Raw genomic sequence first — 23992 nt, 5'->3', positions numbered from 1 at the left:
ATAAATTTTCCACACTATTTACTATAAAGAGGCAGCGTTGCAAAGTCCACATATCAGTGTTTTACTTGATGAAGTTCTATCTTTTTTTAAAAATTTAAATGGAAATTTTATAGATTGCACGCTTGGATATGCTGGGCATTCTAGCGCCATTTTATCTCAAAATAAAAATTTAAATTTAATTGCCTGTGATAGAGATAATGAAGCTATAAATTTTTCACTAAAAAAACTTGAGCCATTTGGTAGTAGGGTTAAAATTTATAAAAGTAACTTCTCTGAATTGACTAGCAAGCTAAGTCAAGAAGAAATTTTAAATGTTAGAGGAATTTTGGCTGACATCGGTGTTAGCTCACTTCAGATAGATAAAGATGATAGGGGTTTTAGTCTTGGCTCAAGCACGCTTGATATGCGCATGGATAAAGAGCGAAATTTTAGCGCATATGACGTTGTAAATGGATACTCTTTTGATGAGTTGGTTAGAATTTTTAGAGATTATGGCGAGCTAAAAAATGCTGTTGGGATTACAAACAAGATTATAAATGCTAGAAATTTAGGCAAGATAACGAGTGCAAAAGAGCTTGCAAATTTAATAGGTACAGCCCAGATAAAAGGGCGCGGAGTTAGCCCTGCAATACTTGCCTTTCAAGCCATCAGGATAGAGGTAAATGGTGAGCTAGATGAGCTAACAAATTTACTTGATAGTATAGAAAAATGTGGGTTTAAAGATTGTCTTGTGGCAATTATTACGTTTCACTCGCTTGAAGATAGGATCGTAAAAGAGCGCTTTAAAAAATGGGCAAATAGCTGTATCTGCCTACCTGGCGTCTATAGATGTGAATGCGGAAACAATCACGAACTAGGAGAAATTTTAACCAAAAAGCCACTAACAGCAAGCCAAAATGAGTTAAAGGTAAACTCACGAAGCAAGAGCGCAAAACTGCGGGTTTTTAAGATAAAGGGATAAAAATGCAAGAAAAAGAAGAGCTACTAACGCTTCACGACGAGGAGCAAAAACGTGAGGTAAATTTAAGCTTTAAGACATTAGTGATGGTCTATTTAGCTGTTTTTATAGCTCTAGCTATATTTTTGCCAAAAATTTACATAGCAAATCAAATTTATTATATAAGTAGAGATATAGCGGAAATTAGCGGTAAGCGAGATATGCTTTTAGAGGAAAATAGAGCTCTTAATATAAAGCTTGAAAATTTACGTTATAAAAATCAAATTTTAAACAATATGCAAGAGCGCCAATGGAAATAACGAAACATTTAAAGCTTTATTTATTCTCATCTAAATTTTTGCGATTCAATTATATTGGCAAATAATATAGCCATTTTGTATATAACTGCACAAAAATAAAATTAGCTCAATAAAAAAGCCTATTTTAACTTGCTAATTACTTTCTTTTTGAGAGATTAGCTTTTCATATATATATTGTTCTAAATCTTTTTTTGATATGTCATTTTTTATAGCAGTATTATAAATTTCTTCGACCTTGCTTGAGTATTTTTCATAGCTAAAATAAGGAAAATGCACACTCCAAGCTTTCTTGATAAGATCGTGACTTATCTCTCTTCTTGCCCAAACTTTAAACATATCAAAGCCAATGAAAACGGCCGAAGTAACGACAGCAGTCGCTATTATCGATATGTGTGCATCAGTTTTTGCTAAAAAATGATGCGTGATGATTAACAATGGAAATAAAATGACAAAACAGATAAGTGCGTAAATCTGATAGAGCTTAATATGGTTAAATCTAAAATTTAGCTTTGCTCCATCTATTAGCATACCTTCGTTAAAAAGGGTATTTGCTTCAAGTAGATCCCTAAATAAGACTGGCTGTTTTGAAACAAAAAAAACGTTTTTTATGATTCTATCTTTTAAAGTTTCTTGCATTTTTTATAGACTTTTTACCTTTGAAATTTTGGCTCATTATATCTAAGAATCTATAAATTCAAACAAAATTAGATACAATTTGCCCAAAATTTAAGGAGCTAAAAATGGCAGATCAAGCTTTACAAACCGTCTTTTTAAATGGAGAATTTTTGCAAAAAGACGAGGCAAAAGTTAGTGCTTTTGATAGAGGATTTATATTTGGTGATGGAATTTATGAGGTTGTGCCTGTGATAAATTCAAAAATGGTTGATAAAGATGGATTTTGGTCAAGATTTGAAAGAAGCTTAAACGAGATAGATATAAGCTTACCCTACGAAAAGGAAAAATTTGAAGCGATTTTAAACGAGATAATCGCTAAAAACGCCTTAAAAGAGGGCGGAATTTACATGCAAGTAACAAGAGGCGTGGCGTTTAGAAATTTCTATTTCATAGAAAATTTAACACCAAGTGTCTTTATCTTTTGCTATGAGAGTGAAATTTTAAACAATCCTGCTGCAAAAACTGGCATAAAAGTCGTGAGTGTCGAGGATATCAGGTGGAAAAGGCGTGACATCAAGTCTATCTCACTTCTGGCTCAGTGCTACGCTAAAAATGAAGCTCACAAAAAAGGTGCAGATGAGGGCTTTATGGTGGAAAATGGCTTTGTTACAGAGGGCTGTAGCTCAAGTGCTTTTATTATCAAGGATAAAACACTCATAACCAAACCACTTTCAAATGAAATTTTGCCAGGAATTCGCCGCATGAGACTTTTAAAGATTGCTAAAGATATTGGCCTTAAGATAGAGGAGCGAAAATTTAGCATGGATGAAGTTTATAGTGCTGATGAAGTCTTTATCTCGGCTGCTACGCTTATACTTTTGCCAGTCGTCTATGCTGACGGCAAAGCGATAAATGGTGCAAAAGTGGGAGAAATTTCAAGCAAACTTCGTGAAATTTATGCTGGTGAACTTTTAAAAGAAGCCGGGCTTTGAGAGAAAAAATCCTAATAAGTGCTTGCCTGGTCGGCATAAATTGTAAATTTAACGGCGAAAATAATCTCTTGGATAGAGCCATTTTAGATGAAATTTCAAAGAGATTTCATCTGCTTTTTGTTTGTCCTGAAGTTTACGGTGGACTTAGCACGCCAAGGGAACCGGCTGAGATAAAAAATGGTGCGGTTATTTGTAAATTTTCAGGCAAAGATGTGAGTGAAAATTTCAAAAATGGAGCAGAAATTTGCCTAAAGATAGCCAAACTAAATGGTTGCAAAAAGGCTATTTTAAAATCAAAAAGTCCAAGTTGTGGAAGTGGGCAAATTTATGACGGAAGTTTTAGTAAGAGGCTTATTTTAGGCGATGGCATCACAGCAAAACTGTTAAAAGAAAATGAAATTTTAGTTTACAGCGAAGATGAGATAGTAGGGCTTGATGTTTGATAGGCTAAAAGACAACATTATACTTGAGGTGATTTTTAAATATATCATCTTGTTGCTGCTTTTTATCTGTGTGATCGGTCTTTTTATGAGTGGCATTCTTTTCTTAAATGGGGAGATGAGCGAAAATTCGCTGAATTTACACATTTTCTTTGGCTTTAGTTTGGTTGTTTTGACGATCGTTCATAGTTATGTTAAGAAGAAAAAGCTAAAGAAACTAAGCCTTGAGTTTAAAAATATATTAAATCACAAGCCAGTGCAGATGGATTGCAATACAACCAGGTTTTTAAACGCTCTAAATGATGTAAAAGTGGGCGATCTTTCAAAGAAATTTGACTCTGATATTGTAGAAATTTTAAGGTCAAATGACATAAAAGTAAAAAGCGAGAATGAGACTATGAAACAAATTTGTAAAAATAACGATGAAAAGATGTTTTACATTTTTGTTTTGATTGTAGAAGCTATTTTTAAGGATAAGGAAAAGAGTTGAAAAAGGGTATATTTTTAGCATTTAGTGTTGCTTTGTTTTTGGGATGTTCACAGACCCAGCCAAAGCCAAGTGTGCAAAATTCTTTACCAGATGAAAATGTATATAAGCCAAATGAACGCATTAGTTTGCTTGATTTCGAAATGAAGCAAGATGCCTCGTCGCTACCGCAAAATATACAAAGTGCAAGCTTTGACCAAGAAGAAATTTTAAAAAGAAGGTTTAAGGTTTTTACATTAAGGGGCGTAAAATTTAATCCAAACGATGTCTTTTGGGCATTTAATATATATAAGCCAAGCGAAAAGAGAAAGTATTTTGGCTCAAATTTTAGACAGATACCTCAAAGCTGGTTTGACGCACAAAAGGACAATGCAAATTTTTCAGCTCTTTCAAGTATCTCTGCTTATGCTTTAACTTCGGCAAACACAGCTTTAAGAAATTTTCCAACCGATGAGCCGATATTTTTAAATCCGCAAACTCCAGGCGAGGGCTATCCGTTTGATTATCTACAAGAATCAACCCTAAGCATCGCTCATCCACTTTTTGTCTCGCATCTTTCTAAAGACAGAGCATGGGCATTTGTTAGCGATGATGCGGTTTGGGGCTGGGTAAAGGTCGAGGATATTAAATTTATAAGCGACGATGAGGCAAATGCCTATCAAAAGTCAAGTTTTGTGACTATAAAAACGGACAAGATGCCAGTTTATGATAAGGCCGGAAATTTCTTGTTTTATTCAAGAGTTGGAGCGATACTGCCTGTTTTTGCACAGGATAGTAAAAACTACTACGGTAAAATTTATGTAAGAAATCTCTTGAGAGAATTTGTGTTGCCAAAGCCTGTTGGCGCTCTTTTTCCTCTTAAATTTAATGACTCAAATCTAAAAACACTTATTAGCTCTCTTCTTACTCAGCCTTATGGTTGGGGTGGGGTCGATAAGCTAAGGGATTGCTCGCTTTTTACCAAAGATTTACTGGCAAGTTTTGGCGTGTGGTTGCCCAGAAACTCAAGAGCTCAAGCAAATATGGGACAAAAATTTGATCTAAAAGGACTTAGTAACGCCGCTAAGACAAAAGAGATAAAAGAAAAAGGTGTGCCATATCTTACGCTTGTGCATCTGCCAGGACATATCATGCTTTATGCTGGATACAAGGGCGATGATATATATGTGGTGCATGATGCTTGGGGGTTAAAAACCGAAAATAACGGCAGAGCGTTAATCGGTGCTACGGCAGTAACTACGTTAAACATCGGACAAAACAGAAGCGACATACAAAACTCAAATTTGCTAATTTCAAAGGTTGATTCTATAAATGTGATAAAGCCAGAAAATGTAATAAGCGATAAAGCTAGAAAAATTTCAGCTTTACAAAGGGCTTATGGTGTTAAGGTTGAGGATAATTTGGTCAAATTCGGTGATGGAACAATATTTGTCTATGATGACTTTAAACAAAAAGATGATGAGTGTAGCACCGGGGCCGATATAGAGGATATGAATGTGCTTGATTACGCTGCATTTTCACCGCTTAGCACTGTACTAAGTGATGCTGGCAGATGTAGAAATTATGAGTTTTTAGGTAAAATTTATGGCTCAAGCGAGAGCGAGGTAAAAGCAAATTTAGTAAATGTCATCTGGCTAAAGGACTTTTTAAATTTGCCTTTGAAATTTAATTCTAAAAATGGAGCCGCAGCCGCCTTGCAAGACGTAAGCAATGAGCTAAATGAGATGGTAAAACATGATATGAGTTTGCTTGAGTATTTAAAAGATCCAGGTGGGACATTTAAGTGGCGAGTTATTGCTGGTACAAACCGCTTGAGTGCGCACAGCTACGGCATCGCGATCGATATAAATGTAAAAAAGAGCCACTACTGGCAGTGGAGCAATGGCTATCAAAACCTCATCCCTGAAAAGATAGTGCGTGTTTTTGAAAAACATAAATTTATCTGGGGTGGACGCTGGAAGCACTTTGATACGATGCATTTTGAGTATCGCCCAGAGATGTTTGAGTAGATGAAAGATCAAATTTTAGAAATTTTATCTCGCTCAAACGTCTTTTTAACAGGCGGTGGCGGTGTTGGCAAGAGCTATCTAACTGCCTCTGTCATCAGATACTACAAAGAAAATTTTAAAAACGTCATAATCCTTGGCTCAACTGGCATAAGTGCCGTTAGCCTTGGAGGAGTTAGCTTGCATAGCTTTTTTAAATTTGGCTACTGCAAGGATTATGAGGAGCTAAGACGCTTTGACTATCATCAAAAAGACAAACTAAGCAAGCTAAGAAATATGCTTGATGCATGTGATCTGCTTGTAATTGATGAAATTTCAATGGTGAGCTCAAATCTAATGGAGATGATAAGATACCGACTACTTACTTCCAAATTTAAAGGTAGGGTGCTTATAGTGGGCGATTTTTATCAGCTTCCGCCAGTGCAAAAGGTGCAAAACGAAAATAGGCTTTTTAATTTTTTATACGCTTTTAACTCCAGTGCGTGGGAGGAGATGAAATTTACAAATGTCGAGCTGCTCGTCTCAAAACGTACAAGCGATCTTAAATTTTATGAGATTCTCTCTCGTCTTAGAGTTGGCGAGCTAGATGATGAAATAATGAGCTATATAGAGAGTTTGAGAGTGACCAAGATAGAGCCAGATGATGATACGAGTGTGCTTTTTGGCAGAAATGCCGAGGCTGAAATGCTAAATCAAAAAAGGCTTTTGGAACTTGACGAGCCACTTGAAATTTCAAACTCAGATGTGAGCATTTTGGATGAAAATTTAGATAAAAAAGAGTTTGAAAAATGGGCAAATACGCTAAATATCTCAAGAGATTTGGAGATGAAGATAGGTGCAAAAATCATCTTTACGTCAAATAAATGGGGCGAGTACTATAACGGCGAGCAAGGCAAGATCATGCAAATTTTAAAAGAAAATGGCATCATCTCAAGCGTGATCGTGAAAAAAGATAGTGGCGAAATTTGCGAGATAGAAAAAGCCGCTTATATATTTAGTTCATTAAATTTAAACGAAGATGAGATCGAAGAAAATGTACAAGCATCGCTCTATCAGTTTCCATTTAAGCTTGCTTACGCCCTAACCATCCACAAATCTCAAGGAATGAGCATAAACTCGCTCATTTGCAATATCAACCACATTTTTGCCAAAGGACAACTCTACGTCGCACTTTCTCGTGCAGTAAGTCCTAAAAATTTAAAACTTTTTTATGATAAAAAAAGTGATTTTAGGCAGCATTTAAGAAAAGTGGTTAAAATTGACGACGAAGTTAAGAAATTTTACCAAGAAAACGTATTTTTGCATATTAAGGAGAATTTATGAAAAAGCTATTTTTAAGCCTTACTTTTTGTGTTTTTGCATTTGCAGACGTACTAAAAGTAAGAGATTTTCAAACAGATATCTACTCAAAAGCTGGACAAAATTTAACAAAAAAGATAAATATGAACCTTGAAGTTGTCGGACGTGATGTTGAAGAAAATGAAGCGTATGTGCTTGATGCTTTAAACATAATAGTTGGTAGCTTTTATGTGGAGGATATCCTAACCTCAATGGGAAAAGAGAAATTTAAAGAGCTTTTCATAAAATACGCAGCCAAAAAGCACTCTCTTGATATAGATGATGTACTTATCTTAAATATAAAAGTGATAAATAATCTTGAGCTAAGTGAGATCATAAAAGCAATAAAAAGCCAAAATTTATGCTCCGATCCAAGTGTTAATGAAGAGATTGTAACAAAACCAGAAAAGAAGAAAAAGGGCAATGAGATCATCATCTCGCCAGATCCAAATGACGTAGTTCAAAAGCCTATTGATCTAAATAATGTGCAGGAATTTGGAAAAGATTTTGGAGAGAAGTGAGTAAATTTGGCTAAAGCTAGCCAAATTTATTGATTTACAATGTCATAACCTTGCGGGATAACCGGAGTTAGCGTTTCTTGTGGTATGAGCGCATCTTTTACTGGATTGCTTAGGGTTATTTTTATTTTATTTGAAAGTTTATCTTTATAGTCAATCGTCGTTGGAAGCGTGTTTTTGATCGTTATAAAGTACTCAACTCCGTCATATATCGCTTTGTAAAGTGTTGGTTGAATTTGCTCCGCATGAGCCAAAATCTGCGTCAAATTTGGCGTATCATCAAGCTTTGAAATGATAGCTTGTTCAAGCTCATCCTCAATCACGATCACACGCTCTTTGTTAAAATAAATTCTCTTTGGCGTTGGACTTTCATATATCCAAAGTGCGGTATTGTCGTTTTTTGCGTAAAATCTACCCTTATAATTTATGCTTTTACCTTCGCTAAATACAGTTTGCGTAAAGTCACTTTGCAGGCTTTTAAAATTTAAGCCAGCACCAAATGAGCAAACTGCAACGAGAGATGCAACTAAAAATTTTCTCATTTTTTATCCTTTTTTGGCGTATTCTAGCCCAGTTTAATTAAATAAATAGTTAAACTATGCTAAGATCCAAAGTTTAAAAATTTAGGAAGGTAAAATAATGATTTCATCGGTATTTAGAAAGATTTTTGGCACCAAAAACGATAGAGAAGTCAAAAAATATATAAAACGTGTGGCGCAGATAAATGCGCTAGAGCCTACTTATGAGAAGATGAGCGATGATGAGCTTAAGATCAAATTTAATGAGCTAAAAGCCCAAGTAGTAGAAGAAAAAGTCACTTTAGATGAAATTTTAAATGATGTTTTTGCGATCGTTAGAGAGGCTAGCAAAAGGGTGCTTAAGATGCGCCATTTTGACGTACAGCTAATTGGCGGTATGGTGCTAAACGAGGGCAGGATCGCTGAGATGAAAACGGGCGAGGGTAAGACCTTGGTAGCGACTTTACCAGTTATCTTAAATGCGATGAGTGGCAAGGGTGTGCATGTAGTAACCGTAAACGACTACCTTGCAAAGCGTGACGCGACGCAAATGGGCGAGCTTTATAACTTTTTAGGCTTAAGCGTTGATATGATACTAAGTGGCGGATACGATGATAACGTAAGACAAGCTGCGTATAACGCGGACATAACATACGGCACAAACTCAGAATTTGGCTTTGACTATCTTCGTGACAACATGAAATTTGAAGCTGGTCAAAAGGTGCAAAGAGGCCACAACTTCGTTATTGTAGACGAGGTCGATAGTATCTTGATAGATGAGGCTAGAACACCGCTTATAATCTCTGGCCCAACAAACCGTACGCTTGATGGCTACATAAGAGCTGATCAGGTCGCAAAACAGCTTACTAGAGGCACTCCAGCTGATCCAAATGTGCCAGGCTCAAAGCCAACGGGAGACTTTATAGTAGATGAAAAAAATAGAACTATAATGATCACGGAAGCTGGTATAAGCAAGGCTGAAAAGTTATTTGGTGTTGAAAATTTATATAACCTTGAAAATGCCATACTAAGTCACCACCTAGATCAAGCTCTAAAAGCGCACAATCTCTTTGAAAAAGACGTGCACTACGTCGTAAAAGATGGCGAAGTCGTCATCGTTGATGAATTTACAGGACGTCTAAGCGAGGGCAGACGCTTTAGCGAGGGGCTTCATCAAGCACTTGAGGCAAAAGAGGGCGTAAAAATCCAAGAAGAGAGCCAAACGTTAGCCGATACAACCTATCAGAACTACTTTAGGATGTATAAAAAGCTTGCTGGTATGACTGGTACGGCTCAGACTGAGGCCACTGAGTTTTCTCAAATTTATAACCTCGAAGTTATCTCGATTCCTACAAATTTACCAGTTAAAAGGATAGATCAAAACGATCTTATCTATAAAACTCAAAATGAGAAATTTAAAGCAGTTATTGACGAAGTTAAAAAAGCTCACGAAAAAGGTCAGCCAGTACTTGTGGGAACTGCAAGTATCGAGCGCAGTGAGGTACTTCACGAGATGCTTAAAAAAGTTGGCATCCCACACTCTGTGCTAAATGCTAAAAACCACGAAAAAGAGGCCGAGATCATCGCTCAAGCTGGTGTAAAAGGTGCTGTGACTATTGCTACAAACATGGCTGGACGCGGTGTTGACATTAGGATCGATGATGAGGTTAGAAATTTAGGCGGTCTATATATCATAGGCACCGAAAGGCATGAGAGTAGAAGGATAGATAACCAGCTTCGTGGCCGTGCTGGACGTCAGGGTGATCCTGGCATGAGTAGATTTTATCTAAGTTTAGAGGATAATCTTTTAAGAATTTTTGGTAGTGACCGCATAAAGGCGATCATGGATAGACTCGGTATCGACGAGGGTGAGAGTATCGAGAGTCGCATGGTGACAAGAGCGGTTGAAAATGCTCAAAAGAAAGTCGAGAGCTTGCACTTTGAGGCTAGAAAGCACTTGCTTGAGTATGACGATGTGGCAAATGAGCAAAGAAAGACTATCTATAAATACCGCGACGAGCTACTTGATAAAAACTATGATATGAGCGAAAAGATAGCTCAAAATAGAAAAGAGTACGCTGCAAATTTACTTGATACGGCTGAAATTTTCCATGGCGGCTTGAAAGATGACTTTGATATTAAAAATTTATGCTCTATCATCCTTGCAGATTGTGGCGAAGAGATAGACGAGAGCGAGCTAAAAGGCCTAGAGTATGATGAGCTAATAGATAAGCTTGCACAAATTTTTGAAGTAAGGTATAACGAGAAAATGAGCGTGCTAAATGAAGAGCAAAGAAAAGAGATAGAGAAAATTTTATACCTTCAAGTGCTTGATAATGCGTGGAGAGAGCACCTCTATCAAATGGATATCCTAAAAACTGGTATCGGCCTTAGAGGGTATAATCAAAAAGATCCGCTTGTTGAATACAAAAAAGAGAGCTATAACCTCTTTATGGAGCTAGTTAGCAGGCTAAAAAGTGAGAGTGTTAAGACGCTTCAGGTTCTAAGATTTAAGAGCCGTGAGGAGCAAGAGGAACAAGCTAAAATGATGCTTGAAGCTAGTCAAAATGCTGAAAATGAAAATTTAAGCTACAACAACCAAGGTGGAGATGAAAATTTCACACCAGAAAAAAAGATACCAAGAAACGCTCCATGCCCTTGTGGAAGCGGTAAAAAATATAAAGATTGCCACGGAAAAAGTGGCCCTAAAAAAGGCATATTTGCTTAAAATTTCTACTTTTAAGGCGCCAAAGCGCCTTAATCTTTTAAAGGCTATTTGATGACAAGCTTACCAAAGTACCTACTTTTTAAATATTTAAGATTTGATAAAACTCAGCCATTTATCACTCTAAGTGCCTTGCTCGCCTTTCTTGGTGTTAGCATCGGACTTATGGTCTTAATCGTTGCGATGGCGATTATGAATGGATTTGACAAAGAATTTGAGCGCAAACTTTTTACGATGAACTATCCAATAACCGTTCAAAGTGCCTTTAAAGGCTCTATTGATGATGACTTTGTTGATGAGCTAAAGGCTAAATTTAGTGATCTTAAATTTAGTCCATATATCAGCACACAGGTCATTTACCGCTCGGCAAATGCGCTTGAGGGTGGACTGGTTTATGGCGTAAATTTTAAAGATGAAAAGCAGATAAACTCAGTCGTAAATGAAGCTTTAAAAGATAAAGAGCTAGATGGTTTTGAGATACTTGTGGGAAGTGGCATCGCAAATGAATTTAGACTAAGAAGCGATGAAAAACTAACGCTTATCTTTACAAAGGCTGATCCTGCTGGCTTTTCACTAACGCCAAAGATGAAGCGCTTTGACATCGGTGGCTCATTTACATCTGGGCTAATCGCATACGATAAGGCATTTTCATATACTTCAGTTGATGCATTAAGAAAAATTTTAGACTATCCAAAAGGCGTTTATGATGGGATTCATATCTTTTCAAGTAAGCCATTTGATGATATTAAAAGAGTGCGTGAAGGCCTGCCAGCTGGCACGGTTGCCATTGGCTGGTGGGAGCAAAATGGAAACTTTTTCTCAGCGCTTGCACTTGAAAAAAGGGCACTTTTTATCGTTTTGATGCTTATTATCCTTGTAGCGTCGCTAAATATCATAAGCTCGCTACTAATGACAGTGATGAACCGCAGGCAGGAGATCGCCTTGCTTTTAGCGCTTGGTGCTAGCAAAGGCGAGATAAAAAGAAGCTTTTTTTATCAAGGGCTAGTAATCGGCGGGGGTGGCATTATATTTGGCTTAGCGCTTGGCTTTTTAGGACTATTTTTACTTGGAAATTTCAACATCATAGACCTGCCAGCTGACGTCTATGGCTCAAGCAAACTACCGCTTGAACTCTCAACGATCGATCTTGTGTTTATCGTAGTTGGAGCTGTGTTTATCGTGGCTATCTCGTCTTACTATCCAGCTAAAAAAGCCACAGAAGTAAATGTGCTTCAAACTTTAAGAAATGAGTAGAGCCTAGAGACTTAGGCTTGCTCGTTGCTTGTAAAAGTTATTTTTAAAAGATTATTTTAAAACCGAACATAAACTCGTAAAATTCTAGAATAAATTTATACTTTTACGCTCTTATATCATGATCGATTTTGCATTGAAGAGCCTCGTGTACGAGTGTTTTTGCCATGACGCGCTCTTCGTTTATTAGGTGGAAATTTTTACCTAACTCACCAAAGATATCTTTATTGCCCTCGCCATTTATTTTTATTATAGTTTGGGTATTTACGCCGTAGTCTTTTATCTTTTGCGCGATGAGCTCCACTCTTTGCTCATTGTTAACGGTTATAATAACAGCGGCTGCATCGCTTAGGCAGGCATTTTCAAGTGTATGGCTTTGAAGAACGTTACCTAAAAATACATTTTCCCCGCGGCTCCTACCAAGCTCAACTAGACTAATATCATTATCAAGCACAAGATATAAAAGCTTTGTCTCTTTTAGTCTCAAAACGACTTCTTGTCCAAGTCTCTCATAGCCAAAGACTACGATGTGATTTTTTATTTTTTGCGGCTTTAGGGTTTCATTTGGTTCAACAACGATCTCACGTTCTATGAGGTCTGCTATTGCGTCTAGTTTTTTAAGTATAAAAGGCGTAGCAAACATCGACACAACTGAGGCTGCGATAAAAATTTGAGCTGTTTGTATATCAAGTAAATTTCTAGTAGTCATTAGTCCAAAAACAGCTAGTGCAAATTCGCCTATCTGACAAACACTAAGTGCAGTTTTTGCAGCAACTCTTCGCTTTAAGTAGATGTTTAAGATAGCAAAAACAACAACCGCTTTTATAACCATGACACTAAATACTAGGCCTAGAACAAGCCAGATATTTGATATAACGACAGCAAAATTTATCTGCATACCAACGGTTATGAAAAATAGCCCTAAGAGCAAATCTCTAAAAGGAATAAGATCAACTTCGATTTGGTGTTTATATTGCGTCTCTGCCATCATCATACCGGCTAAAAATGCACCCAAAGAGTATGAGAAGCCAAAAAAGTGAGCCAAAGTACTAGAGCCAACGACCATAAATAAAATCGTAGCTATAAAAACCTCTTGCGAATTTGTTTGAATGACTTTATAAAATATCCAGTTTATGACATATTTACCAAGTAAAAATAGCACAACAATAAGAATAATCGCACTTGTAAATGTCTTTAGTAAAAGCTCATTTATCGAGGCATCTTGCGAGCTAAACATATCTATCATAAGCAAAATAGGAATGACTGCAATATCTTGAAATAGTAAAATCCCAAGTGCTTTTCTGCCGTAAATTTTACTTACATCGCCACTATCGTTTAGTGTCTTTAGCACGATCGCAGTTGATGAGAGTGCAAGCGCAAGACCTGCAATAAGTGCCGTTTCGTCTTTTAAGTGAAGGGCATAATAAAGCATCACACCCATTATAAAGCCACTTAAACAAACCTGTAATCCGCCGTTTAAAAAAACCTCTTTTTTCATGCCCATTAAGTGTTTAAAGCTAAACTCAAGCCCAATGGTAAACATCAAAAACGCGATACCAAATTCCGCGATATGAGAAATTTCATCATTGCTTTTTAGGTTGAAAAATTCTGATATAAGCGTACCTGTTACGATGTAGCCGATGATGGTTGGTATCTGAAATTTTTTAAAAATGACGTTTAATGCGACTGAGATCGCTGCAACAAGCAAGAAACCTTCTAAAATTTGTTCCATAAATTATTCTTTGCCTTCATAAAAGACTAGATCAAAGCTATTTTTTCTTTTTACGAGCGATCTTTTGGTACTAGTTTGACTGGTAGCTTCGTGCAATTTTTTATTTAGCTCATCAATAGTTGATTCTAAATCGTCAATTTTTTCTTTCAACTGAAGTATCACATCAACGCCGGCTAAATTTACACCAAGCTCACGGGTTAAATTTAGTATAGTTTTTACGCGATCAACGTCTTTTTGTGAGTAGAGCCTCATCTTGCCATCTGTTCTTGATGGCTCGATAAGTCCCTCTCTTTCATATTGTCTTAAAGTTTGTGGATGTATGCTTAAAACCTTTGCAACAACGCTTATTAAAAAAAGTGGTTCTTCATAATTTTGCATTTTTTACTCCGGTAATTTTTCTTTTAACTCTTTTACTAAGCCTTCATCAAGCTCACTGATATTTGGAAGTTTTACCCTGGCTTTTAAGTAAAGGTCTCCATAAATTCCGCTCTTTCTATTTTGCACACCATATCCTTTTAGGCGGATTTTTGTGCCCGTTTTTGAGTTCTCAGCGATCTTGATCGTGACATCTTTTTTGTAAGTATGCACATTGACTTTTCCGCCAAAAAGCATAGTTTTTAGTGGAATTTCTATATCTTTATAAAGATCGTCTCCGACTCTTGCATATTCGTCGCTTGGCTCAACGCTAATGGCAAGTATGAGGTCGCCTTTTTGACCACCAGCGTTTTTACCTTTGCCTTTTACACGAAGCTTCTCGCCGCCTTCTATGCCACTTGGAATTTTTATCTTAATGCTTTCGCCATTAAAATTTATCTTATGTTCGCCACCAGTTACAGCTACGTCAAATGGTATGGAAATTTTTGCATTTACGTCTAGATCAGCTCCGCTAAAGCCAAATCCACCACTACTAAATCCGTCAAATCCTCCAAAATTACTACCAAATCCGCTGCTAAATTTAGCTCCACCGCTACCAAAGCCACCTGAGAAGATATTCTTTAAAATTTCATTTAGATCGCCCATATCGGCTGAATTACTAGCAAAGTCGTGGAAATTTTGACCGCCAAACATAGTATCGCCGTACTGGTCGTATTGAGCTCGTTTTTTATCGTCGCTTAAAATTTCATAAGCAGCATTTATCTCTTTAAATTTATCTTCTGCTCCAGGGTCTTTATTGATGTCTGGGTGATATTTTCTGGCAAGTTTTCTATAAGCTTTTTTTATCTCGTCGCTTGAGGCACCCTTTGAAACCCCTAAAGTCTCATACAAGCTTTCACTCATATATTCTCCTTATATTTTTTTGATACGGATTATATCACAAAGCTTTAGTCTATGCAAGTCAAGTTTATTTTTGTTTAATAACAAGAAAAAGTGTTAAGATTTTATTTTTTCACTATATTTATAATTTGCAAAAATTTTTAGTTTAAAGGAAAAAAATGAAAAAGATTGTGCTAATTTCATTAGTAACAGCTTCTTTTTTAGTGGGGACTGATATTAAAATTAATGAAGCTAACTCTAATATCACGAGAGTCTCGCCACTTAGCGATAAAAATAGCGTACTTTCTTATTATGACTCGATCGCTCAGGCAAAGCTTTCAGTTGTAAATATCTCAACTACAAAAACGGTAAATAACGCTGGTATTGAGCAGATGTTTAACGACCCTTTCTTCAATGAATTTTTTGGATTTAACTTTGCAAAACCAAAAGAAAAAGAAAAAACTACTTCACTTGGTTCTGGAGTTATTATCTCAAATGATGGCTACATCGTTACAAACAACCACGTTATAGAAGATAGTGATCAAATAGTCGTAACTCTTGCAAATGGCGGCAAAGAGTATAAAGCAAAGCTAATAGGAAGTGATCCAAAAACCGATCTAGCCGTCGTAAAGATAGAAGCAAACGGACTAAATGCGATCACTTTTGCAGACTCGTCAAAGCTACTTGATGCAGATGTCGTATTTGCAATAGGTAATCCATTTGGCGTTGGTGAAAGTATCACTCAAGGTATCATTTCAGGACTAAATAAAGATAATATCGGCCTTAATCAATATGAAAATTTCATCCAAACAGATGCTTCGATAAATCCTGGCAATTCAGGTGGAGCTTTGGTTGATAGCAGGGGCTATTTGGTCGGAATAAACTCAGCCATACTTTCAAAAAGTGGTGGCAATAACGGTATTGGCTTTGCGATCCCATCAAATATGGTAAAAGATATCGCTAAAAAGCTGATAACTGATGGCAAGATCGAGCGTGGCTTTATCGGCGTTACGATTGCAAATTTAACAGATGAGCAAAAAGAGCTTTACACAAATAAAGAAGGTGCTTTAATAAGTGGCGTAGAGCAAGGCATGCCAGCAGATGAAGCTGGACTAAAAAGAGGCGATTTGGTCATATCAGCTAACGATAAAGCTATAAAAAATGCAAATGATCTTAAAAATTTTATCGGTTCACTAACTCCAAATAGTAGTGTTGATATAACTTACGAGCGATCAAATAAAATAATGAATGCAAAAATCAAGCTTGCAAACGCTGATCACAATTCAAAAGACATAGCCAAAAGCATTATAATCGAAGGACTTAGCGTTAGTAATCTAAGCGATGAGATGAGATATAAATACAAAATCAGCCCAGATACTCAAGGCGTGCTAGTAACTGATGTAAAATCAGGCTCAAAAGCTGAAGACTTTGGATTTGAAAGAGGTGATGTGATCGTTCAAGTTGGTGAAGAGAGCATAAAAGATCTTCAAACATTTGCAAATACGGTCAAAAATACAAAAGGCAAAAAGACACTAGTGTGGATAAATCGCGGCGGTATCATACAAGGCCTCGTTATAAAATAACCACCTAAGAGCTGAAATTTCAGCTCTTAGCCCTTTTAAATTTTTAAAACCTTAATCTGCTATAATCCTTAAAAATAAATTTACAACAGGAAAGATCATGACTAGAATTTTAATGATAGAAGATGATATGGAGCTTGCTGAAATTTTAACTGAATATCTAGAAAACTACGATATTGAAGTAGTAACTGCTGAAGAGCCATATATCGGACTATCTACGCTAAATACAAGTAAATTTGACCTAGTTATACTAGATCTTACATTGCCTGGTATGGATGGATTGGAAGTTTGTAAAGAGATCAGGAAAAATCACAATATTCCTATTATCATATCAAGTGCAAGACATGATATAACAGATAAGGTAAATGCTCTTGATAACGGAGCGGATGATTATTTGCCAAAGCCATATGACCCACAAGAGCTTTTGGCTCGTATCAAAAGTCATCTAAGAAGGCAGAGTATCACCCCAGCAAATGAGGCGAGAAATTTAAATAAAGACCTAGTTTTAAAAGAATTTGAGCGTGAAATTTTATTTAAAGGAAACGTGCTAAATTTAACTGCCGCAGAATACGACATCTTAAAATACCTACTTTTAAAAGAGGGCGGAGCGGTTACTAGAGAGGAGCTCATCTACAATTGCGAGAGCATAAATGAAGATAGCTCAAACAAAAGTATAGATGTCATCATCGGTAGGATTCGCCAAAAATTAAATGAAAATCCAAAAGAGCCAAAATACATCCACGCGATCCGCGGTATCGGCTATAAATTGGTTCTTTGATGCCAAGATCGTCTATTTTTATAACCATAACTTTTATCTTTGCCCTTGCGCTCGTTTCGATATTTCTAGCTTTTTTATGGCTCATGGGCTTTGATAAGCAAAACTATACAAGAGAGCTAAATAACAAATACTCAAACGTTGCTAGGACAAATTTATTTTATATGGGTGGCATCATAAATAAAGCTCAGTACGACCGCCAGCTTTCAAACATCGATATGCCAGAGATCAAAGACGAGAAGAGAAAAGATGAAATTTTAAAGCAAGCGACCGTTTTAGAAGAAATTTCAAGCGATCTAGGTTCAAGTGCGATCTTGCTTTATGGCAAGCACCACTACTTAAGGATTGAGCATTTAGACGAGCTAAAACTTTTAATGGATAAAGAATTTCAGCCTTACAGATACGAGGTGATAAAGGCTGTTTTTCTGGTAGTTGCAGTCATTTTGCTAGGTGCTTACATTTTTGTCATCTATAAAATAAAGCCGCTTAGAAAGCTAAAGCGTCAGATCGTGAAATTTGCAAATGGTGAGCTTGATGGCGTACAAAATGTTGGCAACGGCAAGGATGAAATTTCTGAAGTTTCTGAAGCATTTTATGAGGCGGTTTGTCAGATCAAGGCGCTTAATGACTCAAGGCATCTTTTTTTAAGAAACATAATGCACGAGCTAAAAACTCCTATCACAAAAGGGCTAATCGCCGCTCAAATGATAGAAAAAAGTAAAAATCAAGAGAGGCTAATCTCGGTCTTTCACAAGCTTGAAAATTTGATAAACGAGCTTGCGGCGATCGAGCAGATAACATCAAAAATAGGACTTAGCAATAAAACGCCATGTTTTATGAGAGATCTCATCGATGAGGCCATCGATATAGCAATGGTAGAAAAAGAGTGTGTTGGTATCAGTGAGCTTGATGAGGTTAGGGTGCTTGTTGATTTCAAGTTATTTTCGGTCGCTATAAAAAATATGATAGATAATGGCATAAAATACTCAACTGATAAGCACGTAAATATCGTTGTTAGCAAGGATCATATGAAATTTATAACTCAAGGCGAGAGGCTAAAAAATGATCTTGACTTTTATATCCAGCCATTTATTAAAGGAGAGGATACGCAAAAGAGTTTTGGCCTAGGTTTATATATTGTTAGCAATATACTTGATGCTCATGGACTCAAATTTAGATATGAATATAAAAACGGAATGAATGTCTTTGTTTTTGAAAATTTACAAGATATAATAGTGACTTAAATAAAACATAATAAACAAAAGAGGGCTAAAAATGGCAGCAAAAATTTTCTCACCAGTTGATATCTTATCAATAATAGATCTTGAAATAGCTTTTATAAATCGTTATAAAAATGTAAAAGATTATGCAAAAAATTTATCTTTGATATATTTTTCTTTGCCAAGTACTAAAGAGTATAGTGAACTATTTGAAAAATTTTTAAGACAAACTGATGTTGTTGTAAGAGAGAATGAGCATTATGTAGTCGTGCTTCATGGAACAAATGAAAGAGGAGCTAGTGAGCTATTATCTGGTATTCAAGAGTTTTTAAACGCTGAGCCAATTGATTTGATAGTAAGCTATCCAAAAGACGGAAGAAACGCTAAAGAGCTTACTACTAAGCTTCAAGATGAGATAAAAGATAACTATGGAGTATTACTTGAAATGCTTTCAAATCAAGAAAAATTTGAAGCTTTTGAAAGCATGATTTAATATAATTTTGTGGAGTTTGTTTGGAGAATTTACTACTATTTTTTGCAGTTTTGCTTATAACTAGCATTCTTTTAAGTAAGATCTCTGATAAATTTGGAATTCCATCTTTAATAATATTTTTAGGCGTTGGTATGCTGGCTGGCTCAGATGGGCTGCTTGGCGTAAATTTTGACGACCAAGTAATCGCTCAAAATGTCGGCATGCTAGCACTTATTTTTATACTTTACGCTGGTGGGCTAGATACTGATTTTGCAGCGATTAAACCGATTTTTGGTAGAGGTTTAGCGCTTGCTACACTTGGTGTTTTCTTAACCGCGCTAGCTATCGCTCCAGTAGCAAAATATCTGCTTGATTTTACTTGGGCGGAGGCCTTTTTACTAGGCTCCATTATCTCTTCAACAGATGCAGCAGCGGTATTTGCCATACTAAGAGCTAAGAAAATTTCACTTAAAAATAGCATTGCGCCATTGCTTGAACTTGAATCTGGCTCAAACGATCCAATGGCGATATTTCTAACTATGACGATCGTTCAAATGATCTCACTAAATACCACGCCGACAGCATCTGAATGGGCTATTACGCTAGTTAAGCAGTTTGGTATAGGTATCGCTATGGGCTATTTATTTGGCGTTGCTTTGCCAGCTATCTTTAATAGACTTCGCCTAAAAAGCTGGGGCCTTTATCCAGTTTTTTCTATCGCTTGGATATTGCTTTTATACACACTTTGCTTTAAAGTTGGCGGTAATGGCTATTTGGCTGTCTATATAGCTGGAATTTTTATAAATAAAAAAGAGTTTTCTCATAAGAAAAATTTAGTCGGTTTTCATGACGGTATCGCTTGGACGATGCAAATAGTTGTCTTTTTAACACTTGGTCTTTTGGTAAATCCCTCCGAGCTTCCAGCAACGGCACTAATGGCGCTTGTTTTGGCCTTGTGGCTTATGTTTTTTGCAAGACCACTTGGTGTTTTTGCATCGCTTGCATTTTCAAAATTTAAGATAAATGAGCAAAATTTTATCTCTTGGGTCGGACTAAGAGGTGTTGTGCCAGTGGTGCTAGCTACTTATGTTTATGTCGATGGCGTGCGTGATGCGAATATGATTTTTAACATTATATTTTTTATGGTTTTGATTTCGATTTTGATACAGGGTATGTCGCTTGGCTTTGCGGCCGATAAATTTAAGGTCAAAGAGAGTGAGCAAGAGGATGCTAAGCTAGTAGAAAACTCTCCGATTCTAAGCTACACGCTTCGTCAGCACACCATCCACTATGGCTCAAAACTAATTGGCAAAGATTTGGCTCAGCTTGAGCTTCCAACTGAGTTTTTAATAATCTTAATAAAACGGAAAAATGAGTATCAAAAGCCAACTGGCTCAACAATCTTTGAAGAAAATGACCTGCTACTGATACAATGCGAAAATCAAGTGCTTTATCAAGATACAATTAAGTATTTAACGTATTAAAATTTTTGATAAAAATTGCCACATTTTATTTCTCTTTGTAAATTTTAAAACTTTACTCACTCGCCTTAGCAGACTACTAAATTTAGGCTATACTTCGTTTAGCACTAAATTTAGAGCCGTGATATGCTAGCTCGTAAATTTTAAAATCTACTTGGCTTTTAACAAAACACTTGCAGTGTGATACATTTTTAGTGTATGAAAAAATTTACATTGATTTCTTCTAAATGATGATTTAAATTTCTAGCCCAAAATGAGCTAGAAATTTGTTTATTCTAAGGCTTGAGCCAGATCAGCTATCAGATCCTCGGCATTTTCAAGGCCTATGCTAACTCTTATCAGTTCTTTTGTGATGCCAGCTTTGATGAGCTCTTCGCTACTTAGCTGCTGGTGAGTTGTCGATGCTGGGTGTGTGATGAGCGACTTTGTATCGCCGATATTTACCACGATCTTAAAGAGTTTTACGCGCTCTAACATCTTTTTTGCGCGTTCAAAGCTATCAGTTTCAAAGCAAAATAACCCGCTAGCCATGCCGTCTTTAAAGTATCTTTGTGCCTTTGCGTGATCTACGTTGTCGGCAAGTCCTGGGTATGCCACGCTTTTTACATGCTTGTGAGAGTTTAGAAATTTAGCCACTTTTAGCGCATTTTGTGAATGCCTCTCAACCCTAACCGCAAGCGTTTCAAGCCCTTGTATAAGCTGCCAAGAGTTAAACGGAGATATTACAGCACCGATGTCACGCACGATAGCTAGTCTCATTCTTAGTGTGTAGATGTCAAAACGATCCGTCATATCAGCATAGACGATGTCGTGATAGCTCGCGTCTGGCACGTTAAAATGTTCATATCTCTTGTTGCCTTTTAGCTTTTCGTTTAGGTGATTTGCGCTTACGACCACACCTGCTAGGCTAAGGCCCTGACCGCTCATATATTTGCTAGCACTATGCACACAAACATCGACGCCGTGGCGAAGTGGCTGAAAGATGATAGGCGTTGGCACGGTGTTATCGGTGATGCTAATGATGCCATATTTGTTTGAAATTTCTACGATTTTTTCTATATTTGGGATAGAAATTTGCGGATTTGAGAGCGTTTCAAAAAATATAGCCCTCGTTTTATCATCTATCAAGTCCTCCAGATCATCAGCCGTGTCGCTGTCAAAGACTCTGGCCTCTATGCCAAATCTTTTTAGTGTGTGCGTAAAAAGTACTGTCGTGCCGCCATAAATTTTTTTGGCGATGATGATGTTATCACCTGCCTGGGCTAAATTTATGATGCTGTAAAACAAAGCTGACTGACCGCTCGCAGTCGCTATCGCAGCGGCTCCGCCCTCAAGCGCAGCGACCCTCTTTTCAAAGATATCTGTCGTTGGATTGCCAAGCCTTGTGTAGATGTGGCCGCCATCTTTTAGATCGAACCTAGCAGCCGCAGTCTCGGCACTTCCAAAGTCGTAAGCCGTGCTTTGAAAAATAGGCACAGCCATCGTGCCAAAGCCCTCATGTGTGTCGTAGCCTACGTGGATCGCAGCGGTTTCTTGCCTCATTTTTGCTCCTTTTAAGGTGATTTTGGCGTAAATTATACATTAGCAAAGCCAAAATTTAGGGGATAAAATCAAATTTTGATATAATTTGCCAAAAAAAGGAAAAATTTGAACCAAGTTACGGACAAATTTAAGCGTGTAAAATACCTTCGTGCGCTAGAAAAATTTGCAAAATCAGCGATAAATGGGCTAAAAAGAGATGACTTTGACGAGAGTGAATTTCGCCAAAGAGTGGAGAAAAATGCGAAAGTCATCGAAAAAGTCGAGGCTGTCTATCTTGATCAGCCATACTCAAAGGCGCTAGAAAATTTTATAAATTTGCTTGTCAAAAATGCCCCAAAAGAGGAGCTTTTAAAGGCGGCAAATCTGCTTGATAAGCTAAAAAATCAAAAGACATATAAAAAAGAAAAGCATAAAAATAAATTTAAGGATGAGGATTGAAAGTAGTTATTTTTGATATGGACGGCACGGTGATCGATAGCGGCGAGGCGATATATAAAACAGTAAATGAAGTAAGAGATGAGCTAAGTTTAGCGCCACTTGATAAGGAATTTATCATAAAAGCGATCAATGAGCCAGGTAGAAATTTGGCCCTTGAGTTTTACGGCATCGACACACCAAGCAAGAGCTTAAAAGAGGGCTTTGAAGAGAAATTTAAGAAATTTTATGATGAGTGCGCGACTACCTATGATGGCGTAAAAGAGCTTTTGCAAAAGTGCAAAGAGGCTAAATTTAAGATCGTTTTGGCAAGTAACGCACCGCATGATACGCTAGAGAAAATTTTAAAGAAAAATGAAATTTATGAGCTATTTGACGAGGTCATCGGCGCTAGCAAGGAGATACCGCAAAAGCCGGATCCTGTGATGCTTCACCTAGCTGTTAGTAAAACTAAAGCTAGCAGGGCGATCTTTGTCGGAGATAGCCTAAAAGACGAGCTGGCGGCCAAAAATGCAAATATGCCTTATGTGCAAGTTTGCTGGGGATTTGGCGAGGAGAGCAAAACAGCGACTTATAATGCTAAAAATGTCAGCGAGGCTTGGGAGATAATATTAAATTTCTAACTTAGTTTTAATTGGCTATAATCTTAAGAAATTTTTGAAGAAACAGCGATGATAGATATATTTGAGGGCAGTGCGAGGGATAAATTTTATGACATTTTGTTTAACGCAAACGCCTTGTTAGTAAAAAATGAAATAGATAAAATTTTTGAGAAATTTGTGGCTCTTAGCGAGCTTTGCGAGAGGCATGGCATTAGTGAAGATGAGGTTGCAAATTTTGTGGCTAGCGAACAAGATAAAATTTATAATGGTTTAAATGACCTATATATCGGGCTTAGTGGAGAAATTTTAAGTCAAAATGAGTAGAATTTTTGCACTTTTGGCCCTGCTTGTGGCTCTTATTTTTGCCAAGGAGCCAAATTTTGACCCAAGTGCAATTCACACATTTGATCTTAAAAAAGATGAATGGGCTAGGGTCTTTATAACTGAAAAGCGAACTCAAAGGGTCGAGACATTTGACTTTCGTTGGACACTGTTTGATAGTATAAATATCACTGTGCAAAGCTTTTTTAGGCGCTATCCAAGACAGATGGTCTTTTCGCTAAGACAAGGACAAAACACCTATATGCAGCGAGTTTTGCCTGACTTTACTATGCCGCCAAACGAGAGCGTGAGCCTTTATATATCATTTATTGATTTTAGGGACAAAAAGGCGCATTTTAGGGTGGCGCTGCTAGATGAGAGCAAGCGTGTGGATGTGGGTTTTAGAGATCCGCACGAGGATAAATAGAAGG

At 37.0% G+C, this 23992-nt stretch carries 24 protein-coding genes and 2 pseudogenes; 20 read left to right on the top strand and 6 right to left on the bottom strand.

Annotated elements, in window-relative coordinates; genetic code table 11:
* Positions 1-37: 37 nt before the first annotated feature.
* Positions 38-961: a 16S rRNA (cytosine(1402)-N(4))-methyltransferase RsmH gene (gene rsmH, locus CVS93_RS02710; RefSeq protein ID WP_107686484.1), complete on the top strand. Its 924-nt coding sequence runs from the start codon at positions 38-40 to the stop codon at positions 959-961.
* Positions 962-963: 2 nt separating this feature from the next.
* The gene (locus CVS93_RS02705; protein ID WP_107686483.1) at positions 964-1257 is read left to right on the top strand and encodes a hypothetical protein; all 294 of its coding nucleotides are present in this window, start codon (positions 964-966) and stop codon (positions 1255-1257) included.
* A gap of 132 nt (positions 1258-1389) precedes the next feature.
* Here the strand turns inward: CVS93_RS02705 and CVS93_RS02700 are convergent, their stop codons facing one another.
* Complete coding sequence (locus tag CVS93_RS02700; protein ID WP_107686482.1) at positions 1390-1893, bottom strand: hypothetical protein; 504 nt, start codon at positions 1891-1893, stop codon at positions 1390-1392.
* A gap of 104 nt (positions 1894-1997) precedes the next feature.
* Between CVS93_RS02700 and CVS93_RS02695 the strand changes: the two genes are divergently transcribed.
* Genes CVS93_RS02695 through CVS93_RS02670 form a run of 6 tightly spaced genes read left to right on the top strand, consistent with a single transcriptional unit; the run spans position 1998 to position 7656 of the window.
* Positions 1998-2864, top strand: a complete 867-nt coding sequence (locus tag CVS93_RS02695) for a D-amino acid aminotransferase (protein WP_107686481.1) — start codon at positions 1998-2000, stop codon at positions 2862-2864.
* Complete coding sequence (locus CVS93_RS02690; RefSeq protein ID WP_107686480.1) at positions 2861-3307, top strand: DUF523 domain-containing protein; 447 nt, start codon at positions 2861-2863, stop codon at positions 3305-3307. The genes CVS93_RS02695 and CVS93_RS02690 overlap by 4 nt, the downstream gene beginning before the upstream one ends.
* Positions 3300-3794 (top strand): chemotaxis protein, encoded by a 495-nt coding sequence (locus CVS93_RS02685; RefSeq protein ID WP_107686479.1) that lies wholly within the window; start codon positions 3300-3302, stop codon positions 3792-3794. Before CVS93_RS02690 ends, CVS93_RS02685 begins: the two co-directional genes overlap by 8 nt.
* On the top strand, positions 3791-5800 hold the full coding sequence (locus tag CVS93_RS02680; RefSeq protein WP_107686478.1) for an SH3 domain-containing protein: 2010 nt from the start codon (positions 3791-3793) through the stop codon (positions 5798-5800). Before CVS93_RS02685 ends, CVS93_RS02680 begins: the two co-directional genes overlap by 4 nt.
* Positions 5801-7120: an ATP-dependent DNA helicase gene (locus tag CVS93_RS02675; protein WP_107686477.1), complete on the top strand. Its 1320-nt coding sequence runs from the start codon at positions 5801-5803 to the stop codon at positions 7118-7120.
* Positions 7117-7656: a hypothetical protein gene (locus tag CVS93_RS02670; RefSeq protein WP_103619083.1), complete on the top strand. Its 540-nt coding sequence runs from the start codon at positions 7117-7119 to the stop codon at positions 7654-7656. The genes CVS93_RS02675 and CVS93_RS02670 overlap by 4 nt, the downstream gene beginning before the upstream one ends.
* Before the next feature lie 26 nt (positions 7657-7682).
* Here the strand turns inward: CVS93_RS02670 and lolA are convergent, their stop codons facing one another.
* Positions 7683-8195 (bottom strand): LolA-like outer membrane lipoprotein chaperone, encoded by a 513-nt coding sequence (lolA, locus tag CVS93_RS02665; protein WP_054196481.1) that lies wholly within the window; start codon positions 8193-8195, stop codon positions 7683-7685.
* Between the two features lie 97 nt (positions 8196-8292).
* Here lolA and secA point away from each other — a divergent pair.
* The 3 genes and pseudogenes from secA to CVS93_RS02655 form a co-directional block, all read left to right on the top strand.
* Positions 8293-10689: pseudogene (gene secA / locus CVS93_RS02660) on the top strand (preprotein translocase subunit SecA); the annotation flags it as partial.
* A gap of 108 nt (positions 10690-10797) precedes the next feature.
* Positions 10798-10899, top strand: a pseudogene (locus CVS93_RS10055) (SEC-C metal-binding domain-containing protein); the annotation flags it as partial.
* Between the two features lie 51 nt (positions 10900-10950).
* Positions 10951-12150 (top strand): ABC transporter permease, encoded by a 1200-nt coding sequence (locus CVS93_RS02655; RefSeq protein WP_107686475.1) that lies wholly within the window; start codon positions 10951-10953, stop codon positions 12148-12150.
* Positions 12151-12253: 103 nt separating this feature from the next.
* Here CVS93_RS02655 and CVS93_RS02650 read toward each other — a convergent pair whose 3' ends face one another.
* Genes CVS93_RS02650 through CVS93_RS02640 form a run of 3 tightly spaced genes read right to left on the bottom strand, consistent with a single transcriptional unit; the run spans position 12254 to position 15157 of the window.
* Entirely contained in the window at positions 12254-13879 is a 1626-nt protein-coding gene (locus tag CVS93_RS02650; RefSeq protein WP_021090872.1) for a cation:proton antiporter, read from the bottom strand.
* A 3-nt stretch (positions 13880-13882) separates the two neighbouring features.
* On the bottom strand, positions 13883-14257 hold the full coding sequence (locus CVS93_RS02645) for a heat shock protein transcriptional repressor HspR (protein WP_107686474.1): 375 nt from the start codon (positions 14255-14257) through the stop codon (positions 13883-13885).
* Between the two features lie 3 nt (positions 14258-14260).
* Positions 14261-15157 (bottom strand): DnaJ C-terminal domain-containing protein, encoded by an 897-nt coding sequence (locus CVS93_RS02640; protein WP_107686473.1) that lies wholly within the window; start codon positions 15155-15157, stop codon positions 14261-14263.
* A gap of 155 nt (positions 15158-15312) precedes the next feature.
* Here CVS93_RS02640 and CVS93_RS02635 point away from each other — a divergent pair, with 155 nt between their 5' ends.
* The 5 genes from CVS93_RS02635 to CVS93_RS02615 all read left to right on the top strand — a co-directional run bounded on the left by CVS93_RS02635 (position 15313) and on the right by CVS93_RS02615 (position 20664).
* Entirely contained in the window at positions 15313-16716 is a 1404-nt protein-coding gene (locus CVS93_RS02635; protein WP_107686472.1) for a Do family serine endopeptidase, read from the top strand.
* Between the two features lie 97 nt (positions 16717-16813).
* On the top strand, positions 16814-17491 hold the full coding sequence (locus CVS93_RS02630) for a response regulator transcription factor (RefSeq protein WP_107686471.1): 678 nt from the start codon (positions 16814-16816) through the stop codon (positions 17489-17491).
* The gene (locus CVS93_RS02625) at positions 17491-18732 is read left to right on the top strand and encodes an ArsS family sensor histidine kinase (RefSeq protein WP_107686470.1); all 1242 of its coding nucleotides are present in this window, start codon (positions 17491-17493) and stop codon (positions 18730-18732) included. Before CVS93_RS02630 ends, CVS93_RS02625 begins: the two co-directional genes overlap by 1 nt.
* Positions 18733-18763: 31 nt before the next feature.
* Positions 18764-19201 carry a hypothetical protein gene (locus CVS93_RS02620; RefSeq protein WP_021090991.1) on the top strand — a complete coding sequence of 146 codons (438 nt, stop codon included), beginning with the start codon at positions 18764-18766 and terminating at the stop codon, positions 19199-19201.
* 20 nt (positions 19202-19221) lie between these two features.
* Positions 19222-20664 carry a potassium/proton antiporter gene (locus tag CVS93_RS02615; RefSeq protein WP_107686469.1) on the top strand — a complete coding sequence of 481 codons (1443 nt, stop codon included), beginning with the start codon at positions 19222-19224 and terminating at the stop codon, positions 20662-20664.
* 267 nt (positions 20665-20931) lie between these two features.
* On the opposite strand, the gene CVS93_RS02610 is transcribed toward CVS93_RS02615, so the two are convergent.
* Entirely contained in the window at positions 20932-22203 is a 1272-nt protein-coding gene (locus CVS93_RS02610; RefSeq protein WP_087584350.1) for an O-acetylhomoserine aminocarboxypropyltransferase/cysteine synthase family protein, read from the bottom strand.
* A 105-nt stretch (positions 22204-22308) separates the two neighbouring features.
* On the opposite strand from CVS93_RS02610, the gene CVS93_RS02605 reads away from it, so the two are divergent.
* The 4 genes from CVS93_RS02605 to CVS93_RS02590 are packed head-to-tail and all read left to right on the top strand — an operon-like array spanning position 22309 to position 23988.
* Complete coding sequence (locus CVS93_RS02605) at positions 22309-22641, top strand: hypothetical protein (RefSeq protein ID WP_107686468.1); 333 nt, start codon at positions 22309-22311, stop codon at positions 22639-22641.
* Positions 22638-23261: an HAD family hydrolase gene (locus tag CVS93_RS02600; RefSeq protein WP_107686467.1), complete on the top strand. Its 624-nt coding sequence runs from the start codon at positions 22638-22640 to the stop codon at positions 23259-23261. The genes CVS93_RS02605 and CVS93_RS02600 overlap by 4 nt, the downstream gene beginning before the upstream one ends.
* A 48-nt stretch (positions 23262-23309) precedes the next feature.
* Complete coding sequence (locus tag CVS93_RS02595; protein ID WP_107686466.1) at positions 23310-23564, top strand: DUF2018 family protein; 255 nt, start codon at positions 23310-23312, stop codon at positions 23562-23564.
* Positions 23557-23988 carry a hypothetical protein gene (locus CVS93_RS02590; protein WP_107686465.1) on the top strand — a complete coding sequence of 144 codons (432 nt, stop codon included), beginning with the start codon at positions 23557-23559 and terminating at the stop codon, positions 23986-23988. Before CVS93_RS02595 ends, CVS93_RS02590 begins: the two co-directional genes overlap by 8 nt.
* The last annotated feature ends 4 nt before the right edge of the window (positions 23989-23992 follow it).

It is taken from the genome of Campylobacter concisus (assembly GCF_003048535.1).
GTDB classification, from domain to species: Bacteria; Campylobacterota; Campylobacteria; order Campylobacterales; family Campylobacteraceae; genus Campylobacter_A; species Campylobacter_A concisus_S.
Note: the sequence above shows the minus strand (reverse complement) of the source record. Positions and strands in the feature narration are given on the sequence as shown.

Excerpts from the sequence above, each read along its gene's own strand:
- CVS93_RS02645 (WP_107686474.1), bottom strand. The coding sequence starts at position 14,257 with ATGCAAAATTATGAAGAACCACTTTTTTTAATAAGCGTTGTTGCAAAG.
- CVS93_RS02670 (WP_103619083.1), top strand. The coding sequence starts at position 7,117 with ATGAAAAAGCTATTTTTAAGCCTTACTTTTTGTGTTTTTGCATTTGCA.
- CVS93_RS02595 (WP_107686466.1), top strand. The coding sequence starts at position 23,310 with ATGATAGATATATTTGAGGGCAGTGCGAGGGATAAATTTTATGACATT.
- CVS93_RS02590 (WP_107686465.1), top strand. The coding sequence starts at position 23,557 with ATGAGTAGAATTTTTGCACTTTTGGCCCTGCTTGTGGCTCTTATTTTT.
- CVS93_RS02655 (WP_107686475.1), top strand. The coding sequence starts at position 10,951 with ATGACAAGCTTACCAAAGTACCTACTTTTTAAATATTTAAGATTTGAT.
- CVS93_RS02635 (WP_107686472.1), top strand. The coding sequence starts at position 15,313 with ATGAAAAAGATTGTGCTAATTTCATTAGTAACAGCTTCTTTTTTAGTG.
- CVS93_RS02675 (WP_107686477.1), top strand. The coding sequence starts at position 5,801 with ATGAAAGATCAAATTTTAGAAATTTTATCTCGCTCAAACGTCTTTTTA.
- CVS93_RS02685 (WP_107686479.1), top strand. The coding sequence starts at position 3,300 with ATGTTTGATAGGCTAAAAGACAACATTATACTTGAGGTGATTTTTAAA.
- lolA (WP_054196481.1), bottom strand. The coding sequence starts at position 8,195 with ATGAGAAAATTTTTAGTTGCATCTCTCGTTGCAGTTTGCTCATTTGGT.
- CVS93_RS02625 (WP_107686470.1), top strand. The coding sequence starts at position 17,491 with ATGCCAAGATCGTCTATTTTTATAACCATAACTTTTATCTTTGCCCTT.
- CVS93_RS02630 (WP_107686471.1), top strand. The coding sequence starts at position 16,814 with ATGACTAGAATTTTAATGATAGAAGATGATATGGAGCTTGCTGAAATT.
- CVS93_RS02695 (WP_107686481.1), top strand. The coding sequence starts at position 1,998 with ATGGCAGATCAAGCTTTACAAACCGTCTTTTTAAATGGAGAATTTTTG.
- CVS93_RS02705 (WP_107686483.1), top strand. The coding sequence starts at position 964 with ATGCAAGAAAAAGAAGAGCTACTAACGCTTCACGACGAGGAGCAAAAA.
- CVS93_RS02610 (WP_087584350.1), bottom strand. The coding sequence starts at position 22,203 with ATGAGGCAAGAAACCGCTGCGATCCACGTAGGCTACGACACACATGAG.
- CVS93_RS02640 (WP_107686473.1), bottom strand. The coding sequence starts at position 15,157 with ATGAGTGAAAGCTTGTATGAGACTTTAGGGGTTTCAAAGGGTGCCTCA.
- CVS93_RS02650 (WP_021090872.1), bottom strand. The coding sequence starts at position 13,879 with ATGGAACAAATTTTAGAAGGTTTCTTGCTTGTTGCAGCGATCTCAGTC.
- CVS93_RS02620 (WP_021090991.1), top strand. The coding sequence starts at position 18,764 with ATGGCAGCAAAAATTTTCTCACCAGTTGATATCTTATCAATAATAGAT.
- CVS93_RS02700 (WP_107686482.1), bottom strand. The coding sequence starts at position 1,893 with ATGCAAGAAACTTTAAAAGATAGAATCATAAAAAACGTTTTTTTTGTT.